Origin of the sequence: Ruegeria atlantica (genome assembly GCF_013032005.1) — a bacterium.
GTDB classification, from domain to species: Bacteria; Pseudomonadota; Alphaproteobacteria; order Rhodobacterales; family Rhodobacteraceae; genus Ruegeria; species Ruegeria atlantica_A.
Genome location: NZ_WQBE01000014.1, coordinates 1 through 12145, shown reverse-complemented (window position 1 = coordinate 12145; position 12145 = coordinate 1). Strand labels below are relative to the sequence as shown.

Below are 12145 nucleotides of genomic sequence, written 5' to 3'. Positions count from 1 at the left end.
TTTTGGTAGCGCATGCTCAGATAAGACAGGAGCAGACCATGACCATCTCATTCAAAGGTGCGCACTTTCCGAAGGACGTGATCTTGTACGCTGTTTTCTTCTATCTCCGATACGGCGTGTCAAATCGGGATCTGGAGGAAATCATGGCGGAAAGAGGCGTTGAACTGGATCACGCGACACTGAACCGTTGGGTGAGCCGATATGCCGGTCTTGTAGCTGATGCTTGGCGGCACAAGAAGCGTCCTACCGACCGTTCGCGGCGCATGGATGAGACCTATGTTAAAGTGAAGGGTGAGTGGGTTTACCTCTATGGCGCCATCGGCAAACACGGCAAAACCCTGGATTTCATGCTATCCGAACGCCGGAATAAAGCTGCTGCAACGAAGTTCTTCGCTTGTGCGCTTGAGATGAACGGTTTGCACGGAAGATTGTCATCGACAAAAGCGGCGCCAACACTGCTGGCATCAAAGCTATAAACAAGATGCTGAAAGGCTTTGGTGATCCGATACCAATCGAGATGGTGAGGCAGAAGTATCTCAACAACATCATTGAACAAGAACATCGATTCATCAAACGTAGGATCAGGCCCATGTTGGGTTTCAGGTCTTTCGATTCAGCTGCATCTGCCCTGGCTGGCATCGAGTTGGTCAACATGATCCGCAAAGGTCAATTCACACCCGAACTCTCCCCGTTTCAGCAGTTTGTTCAACTGGTAGGATAATCAACCCGCCTGCGTTGCCTTCTCGTCCTTCAAAGGAAATTGCGACAGAACCGTTTCGGGGAACGGCGGTTTGTGCTGGCCTCACCCGTGCCACTGTCGGGGCGAGGTTTGGATGTGCCGGATGGGCTGAGTTATCTGACACCCGAAGTCTGGCGGCCGTACAGGTGTTTGGTGCCGATATGGACCGCGTTGCGGGCGATCCACCAAACGATTTAAGCAACTTAGATTTCCGCGTTTTCCAGACCGGTTATGCTGGCCTCAAGCAATGTTTTCAGCTTTGAGCGCCATATTTCAGTCAGGGCGTCTTCGCGTGTCACCAGTGAGATGTTGCGAAACAACGGTTGCGGCTTACACGGCAGGACAAGAACCTGTTCAGCGCCATACCGCAATACGTCTGTTTTTGGTAAAAGCGCGTATCCGATGCCGTTTTTAACGCAGTTTACGATGGCTTCGATACTATCAAGGATAATCACTTCCTTCGACTTCAATTGCATCTGATCACGGTATTGGGCGATCAGCTTGCCAATGCCCGACGACGGAATGAAATGCAAAAAAGGGTGTGATCCGGAAAGTCCGCTTAGTCCTTTTACCTTGCTGTCCAACGGTGCCGCGATCACCATTTCCTCACGGATCACGGTTTCGCAGCAAAGATCAAATGTCGCGTCTGCGATTTCAGTTACGATTGCGGCATCCAGTTGACCGTTCCGGACCTGTTCGCACAAAGTCTCTGACAATCCGGTGCTGGTTCTCAACATTGCTTTTGGAGCCAGCTGTTCTGCCGTTCCAAGAAACAGGGGCAGAATGCGAGCAGCAGCAGAAGGGACAAACCCGACCCGGTACGTTCCGGTCAGTTGATCGGTAGGCACACATCTTGATTTCAGAACTGAGTAGGCATCAACTATTGTCTTGGCGTCCTGAGCAACCCTCACTCCGAGAGGCGTCAGTTTGGGCGGCCGATACCGGCGGTCGAACAACGCTGTGCCAAGCTCTTCTTCCAGCGATTTCATCTGCATGCTGACAGCAGACAGTGTCATGTTGCGCACTTCTGCGGTTCGAGAAAATGAGCTGTGCTGCGCAATCGCAACCAGTGTTTCAAAAGCTGAAATCTGCATAAATTCAATAAATCTTAATTTAAAGGCAAAGTAAATTCGATTGAAAATAACATGCGAGCTCTCACATAATTGTGAATAGAGAGGATGACCCAATGCTTGACCAGGGAACAAAGACGTATCAGGAAATCGCCCGCGAACTTGCTCCAGGATTTGCGGACCGGGCCGGTCACTGGGACGAAACTCGCACCTATTGTTGGGAAAATGTACGTGAACTGACTGACGCAGGGCTTATGGGCATGACAATCCCGCCCAGGTTCGGAGGGCTCGGCGCCTCATACCTTGACGTGGTTTTGGCCGTCGAAGAAATCGCCAAGGCCTGCGCGTTGAGTGCCAGGATTGTCGTCGAGGCTAATATGGGCGGCATCAGCGCGATCATGGCCTATGGCACAGATGAGCAACGGGATTTTGTGGCCCCGCTTGTCCTGTCCGGGGACAAGCCCGCGATCTGTATAACTGAACCCAACGCCGGCAGCGCGGCGACCGAGATGCAGACAACGGCCCGGCGTGTTGGCGGGAAATATCTGATCAACGGCAGCAAACACTGGATCACGGGCGGCGGCGTTTCGAAGCTTTACCTAATTTTTGCGCGTGTTCTGGATGAGGACGGAACCGATCTCGGGATCACCGGTTTTCTGGTTCACTACGATCCTGAAAACGGTATCGCCCCCAAAGGGTTCGATGTGGTCGGTCGCGAACGGACCATGGGGCTGTGCGGCATGCCCGAAACTGAGCTTCGTTTTACCGATCTGGAAGTTGATGAGCGTTTCGCGCTGGTCACCCCATCGGGAATAAAACGTGGCTTTGCCGATCTGATGACCGCTTATAACAGCCAGCGTGTCGGGGCGGGAACGGTAGCCATTGGAATTGCAGCCGGTGCGCTGGAGCACTCAAAAAGATACCTTCGTGAGCGTCATCAATTCGGCCGCCCGTTGCAGGAGTTTCAGGGTCTTCAATGGATGTTTGCAGACATGGACACGGCGGTCCATGCGTCCCGTCTGATGTTGCATGAAGCCGCTGGATCCCTTGGTTCGACTGGGTTTCCCGACATGGCAATGGCAGCCAGGGCAAAAGCCTTTGCGTCTGAACAGGCGATCAAAGTCGTCAACGACTCCTTGCAGATATTTGGTGCGCGCGGATACGGCGCGCAGGAGCCAATCGAGCGCATGTATCGCGACGTGCGCATGTTTACCATCGGTGGTGGAACTGCGCAGATTCTGAAAACACAGCTCGCAGGTAGTTTGTTGGGCATTAAAACGCCACAGACCAGAGACGGGTACGCGAAGCTGGCTAGGGGTTGATAGCCTCAAGCCGCTGCGATTGCGCGTATTGATCTGTTCTTTCTTGGATTGTTTTTTAGGTCTAAGAGCAAGTCTTCCAACTCTGGCTGTTTGAGTGCTTTCGCAGTTCCTTTCGGTGAAAGCCAGTGCCTTTTTCTTTCGTGCCTTTCCTTCCACCGGCGCTTCACCTTATAGATGTAGAGCGGGTAGACGGTGGCTTTCACTTGTACACTGGTACCGTCGTTAAAAGTCTTAGCGTTCTCAAACTCACCGATCGGCTTGCGAGAAACTGTATCTTCCACACCAGCCTCCGCCAGCGCTTCAATTTCTACCGTGCGCCAGTCTTGCTCACCGTCCATCGGCCAGCCCTTGGGCATGATCCAGCGTCCTGTGTAACGCAACGTGATAAGGAGTACTTTGGGGCGACCGCCGAACAATTGCAGAGGCAATGCTGCAGCTTGTTTAGTACGCTGAGCCGTTATGCTTCTCGCCCTACACAGGAGGTTGAAGTGAAGATGTGACCAACCCTTTCCGATTGCGACTGGAAGAAACATAAAAAACGTCACGAATTAGCAATGCAGAATTCACTGGTTGTCGATATGCCAACCCATGCCTAAATCCGACAGATGCCTTTGAACCCGCCCAGGGTAATCAGATACGATTGCATCCACGCGCAGGTCGATCATCCTGTCTATTTCCTCGTGCTCATTGACCGTCCAAACGGCAACACATAGGCCCAGATCTTTTGCGCGCGCCACATTTTCAGCCGTTACATCCGCGTAGTACGGGCACCAAAGGGAACCGCCAGCTTGCTTTACCAAATCGGGAATTTCATCACAACGACCACGAAAGTCAGGGCAAACCGCTTTCGAGGAATCCTCCCCAACATCATCCGCGTTATCTGGAAGCTGTGTAAGGTAAGAAGACGGCATATCAGGAGCTTTTCGCTGACATTCCTCCAGAAGGTTCCAGTCAAAACTGTGCAGTACCGCGCGCGACGAAAGACCTTTGCCGCGAACTTCCTGTAGAACTCGCCCGACAAAGTTCTCCCTATGAAGCGGATCATGGGCCACGTCAGGATCCGACTTCAGTTCGAGCATCAGATAGGCATCGCCGTATTTTGGTTCACTTACCAAATCTAGCAAGTCCATCAGCCTTGGGACTCGAACGCCTTCCAATTGGGCCTGGTCTGGAAAGCGTTGGCCATAGGCAGAATGCCCGTCTAACCGTCCAATATCGAATTGCTGAATCTTTTCGAAAGTCAGTGACGAAACCTTCGGTTCCTCCCCGGTCAGAAACAGGCCATCTGCGCCGCGAAAGCTCGGGGCGTGCAGACGATGATTATGGGTTATGACCGGCACGTCATCCGCCGTCAGGACAACATCAAACTCAAGAAGCGGGACACCGATAGACAGCGAGAAATCAAAACCAATCATGCTGTTTTCGGGCAAAACGCCTCTTGCCCCTCGATGGCCCACGATCCGGATCAGGTTTTCGCCACCACGGAAGGCTTCGACTTGAGGAAACGTCATTAACCGCCCAGCCTTTCACCGGTTGATTGGTCAAACAGATGCATGTGCTCTGGGGCGACCGAGAACCGCATGTTCGGATGCCGGCCCTCGATCGGATGGACTCCCGGAAGGCTTATCGTGATCGATCCGCCGACTCTCGCTAGTTGTCCGTGCAACAAAGTGTTGGCCCCTAACGGTTCTGCCATCTGAATCGCCGATTCCAGCGGACCATTATCATCCAACAGCAGATGCTCTGGGCGTATCCCCAGCTTCAACGCGGTATCAGGACCAGCAGATCGGCCGACCGCAATTTCACCGATCTTGATCGTCCCGTTTTCACGCTGGGCGTCAAACATATTCATCGCAGGGCTGCCAATGAACTGTGCCGCGAACAGAGTTCTTGGTGTTTCGTAGACCTCTAACGGCGTTCCAATCTGCTCGGCGATGCCACCATTCATCACGATCATCCTGTCGGCCATCGTCATGGCTTCGACTTGATCGTGGGTCACATAGAGCGCCGTGATCCCCAGCTTTTCCTGGAGTTCGCGAATTTCCAGACGCATCTGAACCCGCAGCTTGGCATCTAGGTTCGAAAGCGGCTCATCAAATAGGAAAACTGCTGGCTCGCGGACAATGGCCCGACCCATCGCCACCCTTTGACGCTGACCGCCTGATAGCTGTCTGGGCTTGCGGTCCAGCAAAGGTTCCAACTGCAACAGCTTTGCTGCCTCGGTCACTTTTTGATCGATTTGATCTTTGGGCAACCCGGCGATCTTCAGCCCGTAACCCATGTTCTGACGCACCGACATATGCGGATAAAGCGCATAGTTCTGGAACACCATGGCGATGTCGCGATCCATCGGCTCTTTCTCGTTGGCCCGTTCTTCGCCAATTCGAACTTCACCGTCCGTCACGGTTTCAAGGCCCGCAACCATGCGCAGAAGTGTGGACTTCCCGCAGCCCGAAGGGCCAACGATTACGATGAACTCACCATCCGCAATGTCGATATCGATGCCATGGATGACGTCCGTCGGGCCAAAGCTCTTTTTGACGTTCTCAAGGGTTAATGTTGCCATTTCTTACTTCTCGCTATCGACAAGGCCGCGGACAAAGAGCTTTTGCATCGACACCACCACGATGACTGGCGGGATCATCGCCAGAATGGATGTGGCCATGATGACTGGCCATTCGGCCACATCATCGCCAGAAGGGAACATCTGTTTGATACCCATCACAATGGTGTTCATTTCAGGGTCGGTGGTTATCAAAAGCGGCCAGAGATATTGGTTCCACCCATAGATGAACAGGATCACGAACAACGCTGCGATATTGGTCCGGCTCATCGGCACCACGATATCGATGAAGAACCGCATCGGCCGGGCCCCGTCCACGCGGGCAGCTTCGGCCAGTTCATCCGGGATCGTCAGAAAGAACTGCCGGAAAAGAAATGTTGCCGTGGCCGAAGCGATAAGAGGGAAGATCAATCCGTAATAGCTGTTGAGCATACCGAACCCGGCAACAACTTCGAACGTTGGAACGATACGCACCTCGACCGGTAGCATAAGCGTCAGGAAGATCAGCCAAAAGAATGTTGTCCGCCCGGGAAAACGGAAATAGACAATCGCAAAGGCTGACAGCAGCGAGATGATTATTTTGCCAACGGCAATCCCGATGGCCATCACCAAACTGTTGAACAGCATCGTTGCAACCGGGACATTCACGCCGGAAAACAGCGCGGCCTTGTAGTTTTCCCAGAACTGATCACCCGGCACCAACGGCATGGGCGGTGTCACGATTTCCGGTTGGGTTACGGTCGACGCGACAAAGGCCAGCCAGATCGGGAAAAAAATGATCAACACCCCGAGGATCATCATGGCATGGGTCAGCCAGATCCCCATTCCGCGTTTTTCGACCATTCCGTGTTGTTGGGCTGCCATCAGTAGTGCACCCTTTTTTCCACGTATTTGAATTGGATGACCGTCAGCAGGCCGACGACGATCAGCAGGATGACCGATTGCGCCGAAGACGAACCCAGATCCTGTCCCACGAACCCATCCGAGAAGACCTTGTAGACCAGAATGGTTGTTGCCTGTTGTGGTCCACCACCGGTAATCGTGTGGATCACGCCGAAGGTTTCAAAGAAGGCGTAGACAACATTAACCACCAGCAGGAAGAACGCGGTGGGTGACAAGAGCGGCAGCACTATGGTGAAGAACCGGCGCCAGAAACGCGCGCCGTCGATCGCGGCGGCCTCAATCACGGACCTTGGAACTGACTGCAATGCCGCGAAGAAAAACAGGAAGTTATAGCTGATGCGCCCCCAGGCCGAGGCGACAACAACCAGCCCCATGGCCTCGGTTCCGTTCAGGACATGGTTCCAGTCATAGCCGAGTTGGCCGAGGTACCACGAGACGACGCCGACGCGTGTGTTGAACATGAATAGCCACAGCACGCCTGCAACAGCGGGGGCAACGGCGTAGGGCCAGATCAGTAGCGTCCGGTAAACGCCCGATCCTTTGATCAGGCGGTCCGCGATGACCGCCAGAAACAACGCCGGGATCATCGAGCAGAGAGTGACAAGCGTTGAAAACACCGCTGTCGTCACGAAAGAGGCTCGGTAGAATTTATCGCTCAGCAGGAATTCAAAGTTACCGAGACCCACGAACTGAGACGACAGCCCAAAGGGGTCAGGTATGAATAGAGATTGCCAAACAGCCTGCCCCGCCGGATAGAAAAAAAATACAGCGGAAATGACGACCTGCGGGGCGATTAGCGCCAATGGCAACAGCCAGCCGCGAAAGGTGACGCGTTTTTCCATCCCGATAATCCACCGAATATAGAAAATGCGGGCCCGAAACAGGCCCGCATCGAGTTACGAATTATTGATTGGCGGATTCGAACCGGCGCAGCAGAGCGTCACCTCGCTCTTTCGCGCTGTCCATCGCTTCCTGAGCGGTTTTCTCGCCGGACCAAACGGCCTCAAGCTCTTCGTCGATGATGCCGCGAATCTGATCAAACGATCCCAGACGCAGACCTTTCGAATTTGCGGTGGGCTCTTTCGCCGTCATCTGGATCACAGCGATATCGGTTCCCGGGTTTTCGTCGTAAAAGCCTGCGGCACGCGTGGCTTCACCAGCTTCGGCCGTGATCGGAAGATAACCGGTGTTCTGGTGCCACGCCGCCTGAACGTCCGAAGACGACAGGAAGCTAAGGAATTCGCCGACGCCTTTGTATTCCTCGGCGTCATGACCTTCCATCACCCAAAGGGACGCACCGCCGATAATGGTGTTCTGCGGCTCGCTTGTGACGCCTTCCCAATAGGGCAGCGGGCGAACATCGAATTCGAACTCGGCTTCGGAGCTGATGCCAGCGTAACCGGCCGAACTTTCGGTAAACAATGCGCATTCGCCAGCCCGGAAGTTTGCACCACCTTCATTTCTGCGTCCGGTATAGATGAACTTGCCATCCTTGGCCCAGTCACCCATTGCTGTCAGGTGTGCGACCTGCGCCGGACCGTTCAGCATCAGCTCGGTATCCAGACCGGCAAAACCGTTGTCCTGCGATGCGAACGGAACGTCGTGATAGGCCGACAGGTTCTCGAGGTGAATCCAGCTTTGCCATGCAGTCACCAGCGGGCAGTCCTCGCCGCCAGCCTTAAGCTGCTCAAGTACGTCGCCAACCTTTTCCCAGGTCGATAGATCTGTGTCCGGATCAACACCCGCCGCTTCGAAGGCATCGCGATTGACCCACAGAACCGGTGTGGACGAGTTGAAAGGCAGTGAGAGCATTTCTCCGTCCGTTGTAGTATAGTACCCTTTGACAGCGCCAATGTACGCGTCAGGATCAAACGACGCACCGCTTTCAGCCATCACTTCATAGACGGGTTTGATCGCACCTTCGGCCGACATCATCGTTGCCGTGCCCACTTCGAAAACCATTAGAATGTGGGGCTGCTCACCGGCGCGGAAGGCCGCAATACCCGCGTTCAGAGTTTCCGAGTAATTGCCTTTGTGGCTTTCTACCACGACGAACTCATCCTGGCCGGCGTTGAACTCTTCAACCTGCGCTTTAACAAGCTCACCCAGTCGGCCGGTGAAGGCGTGCCAGAACTGAACTTCAGTTTGGGCCATCGCCGCCACGGGGGACAACGCAGTAGTTACGGCGAGAGCGCCGAGAAATTGCTTATTCATGATTCCTCCCATGCATCAGTGTTGATGCTTCGTTGAATACCGACCGCAACGCGTAATCAGCACACATGACGATTTCACGACGTTAACGTTACAAATTTATAATTCAAGCATTTATTTTTTGAGAAAAACATAACATTACATTATAAAGCAGCTAAGCAAACAACGAACCAGGATCAAAGTATGAGTCAAACTTTGAGGATCCGCCAATTGGAGGCGCTCATGGCAGTTTCCACAAACGGATCGGTCACTGCTGCAGCTACGGATCTTGGGATAAGCCAACCTGCGGTCAGCCGACTGCTTTCCGATCTGGAAAAATCGCTTGGCTTTCAACTTTTTGATCGCAGGGAAGGTCGCTTGGTGCCTTCGCAGGAGGTGCGTTATCTGCAACCCAGCGTAGAGCGCGTTTTGGAATTGATGAAGCAGATCTCGGACGTTAGTCAAGACATAACCCAACGCAAAGCGGGACACATCCGCATCGCATGTTTGCCCGGGTTCGCCACCAGTCACCTTCCCAACGTCATCGCCACGTTTTTACAAGATAGGCCAGGTGTAACCATGACGATCGAACCTGACAGACCGGAACGTATTCTCGAGTGGATGATCGGTGAGCAATATGATTTCGGAATCACAGATAACTTTAACGGGCATCCGGCCGTCGAAAGCAGAGACATCGATGTCCGTACAGTTTGCGTGTTTCCTACCGGACATGAATTGGAGCACCTCTCCGAGGTGACACCTACGGATCTTGCAACCGCCAAGATTATTCACACACGGCGCGACAGCAATTTTTTTGTACAGCTTTCAAAAGCTTTTCAAAGCGCCAACGTCAAACTGAATTCCCACATCGAAGTCAGGCAGTTCACGGCGGCATGTGAATTGGCTGTAAAAGGTGTTGGGATTTCCGTGGTCAGCGAATTGGACGCCGTCCAATATGCAGACAAGGGATTGAGCTACCGACCGTTCAAACCGCTCTTGTCACATACGCTTTCCCTTGTGCGTCCGATTTTGAAGCAACCGTCACTGGTGACGCTAGAGTTCATCGAGCAGTTCCAAGAGAGCCTAGCCCCGTTCAAGGCAGGTAAAATCCATCACTGATTGTAGGGCGGTAAACGCTAACGTTCGCTGCCTGCAGGCCGAACATTTTCTATCTTCATAGCTTGAAACCAATTCTTGAGCATTTGGAATAGCCCCCAAGATCGACCTCGCCTTATTAGTCAAAGTGGCGAAAGACCGAGTAGTTTTGCCGTTGAGCTTGGATAATTTAGCTCCTAATCCTAGGACACTCTAGCGCCCGCTTCGTCCCGCATTTGGTGAGTTCATAACACTCTGTATATTGCCCGTGCAGCGAACGGCAGTAATGTGGGCTGCAAACGCAGCATTCGAACATAGCGCTCAAGGTCGGCAATGGGCCGACTATACCCGTCCGCTCTTAGGCGATTGCGGAAGACACAGCAATGAAGCGGATATCAGATCGATCCCCCCAAGAAGAGGTCGGATAGTAAGATGCTAACCCAATTGAGGCGTGTTCTTTCTAGGCGCGCGAGAGAGCTTTAAACCTAGCACTGCAATCAAGACGTATGGCCAGATGAAGAGAGCGATCTGTCCAATTGTGGAAGCTGATCGCTCTTTCTCCTTCTCAATTTCGTCGGTAATTTCTCCGCTTTTGGACCGAACATCGTCGATTTTTTGTTTGAGGACGGTTTGTGCCTCTTCAAGGGCAGTGATGTGCTCTGCCATAGAAAATTCGCCGCTAAAGACCGCAGACGCTGTTCCTATCGTCACGCTATACCCGCCGAGCTGTACCAAACGTTGGGATATTCCTCTCTCTTTCAGCACGGTTTGCTCGATATCGCCGAACCTTGTCGCCAGCGGATAGTTTTCGACAAAAATGGCCCGCTCTTGTTCGATTCTCGTTCTTGCTGCAGAGCACATTTGTTGAGCAAATACGCGCTCCATTTCTTTTTGATGGTCATCAATGATTGCATCAACACCAGAGGGCTCATCTAGGCCGAAGTCGGTAGCCCCAAAGTTAAAGCCGCTTCCAATTAAGCATGCGTCCAGTTCTGCTGCGTTCAACTCGATTTGAAGCGAACGAAACTCGGCAATTTCACGACTAATCTCGCGAACTGACTGCTCTTCGTTCTCTCGGATGAATCGGGCCGCGCCCGTTCCATTTTCGACATCGATCTCAAGCCGATCCACGGTCGACTGAGAGTCCTCTAGCTGAGATCTTAGTTCGGCCAGGTCTCGATACCCGAGAAACTCTGTGCGCTCCACTGACTGCGCGTAGAAACTGCGCGTAGAAATAGAGACAAGCTCCCAATATAGCCGATGTGTAGTAAGTTCGGTCGACGGCTTCTCCGTTCAGAGGGTTGGTTTTCGAGATCGCGAGAGAAGCCACAAAAACTGAAACGGCGACAATCACTAACGCAGTTGGGCTTCCCCCAAATAACGCGGTAAGTAGCGCGCCCATACCAAGAATTACTGCGACAAAAGCAATGCAATTTCGATAGTGAATCATGAAATTTCCTTGCTTAAAGCTCTTTTTCAAAACGAATTCGTGTGGTCTTTACCTGCGTGGTATTCGCGATGTTATTTTGACGGGAATGTGCGACTGTGTCATCATCTGAAACTGGCGATAGCCTCGCGAAAACGACTGCAAAGTCCGCTGTGAGCCCGCAGTCTAGAGTTTCGCGACCACCAATTTCGAGCATATAGAGCGAAGGTCGGCAATGTGGGTTGCTGGCGCAGCATTGAGCAACACCACTAAACGGTAGCTAAGGACCGCCTTGTTGGTGCGGATGGTTTTCCACGAGTCAGATAGTGCGGTGCATCCGAGGTCTGGAAAGAGCACAATCTGCCGGATGCTGCGCCTCGAACGAATGTCCGCTCAAAAGCTATGAACGATACCAACGCTCATGACCTGCCTAATGAAAGTTAAGGTCGATTAACTCGCAGATTTGGCGTGCTCAGCTGCCGTATCGGCGAAGATTCCAGCGAAGTCCGTCGCTTCGCGTTCCGTCTGACCGCCACTTTTCAGGAAGGCCTTGATAATCGTTTGAGTCTTTCGATTCAGCTGCATCTGCCCTGGCTGGCATCGAGCTGGTCAACATGATCCGCAAAGGTCAATTCACACCCGGACTCTCCCTGTTTCAGCAGTTTGTTCAACTGGTAAGATAATCAACCCGCCTGCGTTGCCTTATCGTCCTTCAAAGGAATTTGCGACAGAACCGTTTCGGGGAACGGCGGTTTGTGCTGGCCTCACCCGCGCCACTGTCGGGGCGAGGTTTGGATGTGCCGGATGGGCTGAGTTATCTGACACCCGAAGTCTGGC

Annotated in this window: 11 protein-coding genes and 1 pseudogene; 4 read left to right on the top strand and 8 right to left on the bottom strand. The window is 53.0% G+C overall.

All coding sequences use genetic code 11. The features are described from left to right. Positions 1-38: 38 nt before the first annotated feature. Positions 39-721, top strand: a protein-coding gene (locus GOX21_RS19285; RefSeq protein ID WP_254428624.1) for an IS6 family transposase whose coding sequence is annotated in 2 segments (ribosomal slippage) — positions 39-417 and positions 417-721 — 684 coding nt in all. Because the reading frame shifts where the segments join, the coding sequence is not laid out codon by codon here. A gap of 221 nt (positions 722-942) precedes the next feature. Here GOX21_RS19285 and GOX21_RS19280 read toward each other — a convergent pair. Then, the gene (locus GOX21_RS19280; protein WP_170379518.1) at positions 943-1926 is read right to left on the bottom strand and encodes a LysR family transcriptional regulator; all 984 of its coding nucleotides are present in this window, start codon (positions 1924-1926) and stop codon (positions 943-945) included. Here GOX21_RS19280 and acdA point away from each other — a divergent pair. Next, a complete protein-coding gene (gene acdA, locus GOX21_RS19275; RefSeq protein WP_170379520.1) occupies positions 1926-3131 on the top strand; it encodes a 3-sulfinopropanoyl-CoA desulfinase in 1206 nt (401 codons plus the stop codon). The genes GOX21_RS19280 and acdA overlap by 1 nt on opposite strands. Before the next feature lie 5 nt (positions 3132-3136). Here the strand turns inward: acdA and GOX21_RS19270 are convergent, their stop codons facing one another. The 6 genes from GOX21_RS19270 to ugpB all read right to left on the bottom strand — a co-directional run bounded on the left by GOX21_RS19270 (position 3137) and on the right by ugpB (position 8811). Further along, positions 3137-3487, bottom strand: a complete 351-nt coding sequence (locus GOX21_RS19270; RefSeq protein ID WP_170379522.1) for an NUDIX hydrolase — start codon at positions 3485-3487, stop codon at positions 3137-3139. 207 nt (positions 3488-3694) lie between these two features. Beyond that, positions 3695-4642, bottom strand: a complete 948-nt coding sequence (locus GOX21_RS19265) for a glycerophosphodiester phosphodiesterase family protein (RefSeq protein WP_170379524.1) — start codon at positions 4640-4642, stop codon at positions 3695-3697. Then, entirely contained in the window at positions 4642-5697 is a 1056-nt protein-coding gene (ugpC, locus tag GOX21_RS19260) for a sn-glycerol-3-phosphate ABC transporter ATP-binding protein UgpC (protein WP_170379526.1), read from the bottom strand. The genes GOX21_RS19265 and ugpC overlap by 1 nt, the downstream gene beginning before the upstream one ends. Positions 5698-5700: 3 nt before the next feature. Next, positions 5701-6537, bottom strand: coding sequence for a sn-glycerol-3-phosphate ABC transporter permease UgpE (gene ugpE / locus GOX21_RS19255; RefSeq protein ID WP_170351276.1), 837 nt, complete (start codon positions 6535-6537; stop codon positions 5701-5703). A gap of 20 nt (positions 6538-6557) precedes the next feature. Further along, positions 6558-7439: a sn-glycerol-3-phosphate ABC transporter permease UgpA gene (gene ugpA, locus GOX21_RS19250; RefSeq protein ID WP_170351215.1), complete on the bottom strand. Its 882-nt coding sequence runs from the start codon at positions 7437-7439 to the stop codon at positions 6558-6560. 61 nt (positions 7440-7500) lie between these two features. After that, positions 7501-8811, bottom strand: a complete 1311-nt coding sequence (ugpB, locus tag GOX21_RS19245) for a sn-glycerol-3-phosphate ABC transporter substrate-binding protein UgpB (protein ID WP_170351216.1) — start codon at positions 8809-8811, stop codon at positions 7501-7503. Between the two features lie 180 nt (positions 8812-8991). Between ugpB and GOX21_RS19240 the strand changes: the two genes are divergently transcribed. Continuing rightward, the gene (locus GOX21_RS19240) at positions 8992-9906 is read left to right on the top strand and encodes a LysR substrate-binding domain-containing protein (RefSeq protein ID WP_170379528.1); all 915 of its coding nucleotides are present in this window, start codon (positions 8992-8994) and stop codon (positions 9904-9906) included. 411 nt (positions 9907-10317) lie between these two features. On the opposite strand, the gene GOX21_RS19235 is transcribed toward GOX21_RS19240, so the two are convergent. After that, complete coding sequence (locus tag GOX21_RS19235; protein WP_170351218.1) at positions 10318-11013, bottom strand: hypothetical protein; 696 nt, start codon at positions 11011-11013, stop codon at positions 10318-10320. A gap of 855 nt (positions 11014-11868) precedes the next feature. Here GOX21_RS19235 and GOX21_RS19230 point away from each other — a divergent pair. Further along, a pseudogene (locus tag GOX21_RS19230) lies at positions 11869-11991 on the top strand (IS6 family transposase); the annotation flags it as partial. Positions 11992-12145 lie beyond the last annotated feature (154 nt).

Bases quoted from the DNA above. Each gene is read 5' to 3' on its own strand.
- acdA (WP_170379520.1), top strand. From the start codon at position 1,926: ATGCTTGACCAGGGAACAAAGACGTATCAGGAAATCGCCCGCGAACTT.
- GOX21_RS19270 (WP_170379522.1), bottom strand. From the start codon at position 3,487: ATGCCCAAGGGCTGGCCGATGGACGGTGAGCAAGACTGGCGCACGGTA.
- GOX21_RS19265 (WP_170379524.1), bottom strand. From the start codon at position 4,642: ATGACGTTTCCTCAAGTCGAAGCCTTCCGTGGTGGCGAAAACCTGATC.
- ugpC (WP_170379526.1), bottom strand. From the start codon at position 5,697: ATGGCAACATTAACCCTTGAGAACGTCAAAAAGAGCTTTGGCCCGACG.
- ugpE (WP_170351276.1), bottom strand. From the start codon at position 6,537: ATGGTCGAAAAACGCGGAATGGGGATCTGGCTGACCCATGCCATGATG.
- ugpA (WP_170351215.1), bottom strand. From the start codon at position 7,439: ATGGAAAAACGCGTCACCTTTCGCGGCTGGCTGTTGCCATTGGCGCTA.
- ugpB (WP_170351216.1), bottom strand. From the start codon at position 8,811: ATGAATAAGCAATTTCTCGGCGCTCTCGCCGTAACTACTGCGTTGTCC.
- GOX21_RS19240 (WP_170379528.1), top strand. From the start codon at position 8,992: ATGAGTCAAACTTTGAGGATCCGCCAATTGGAGGCGCTCATGGCAGTT.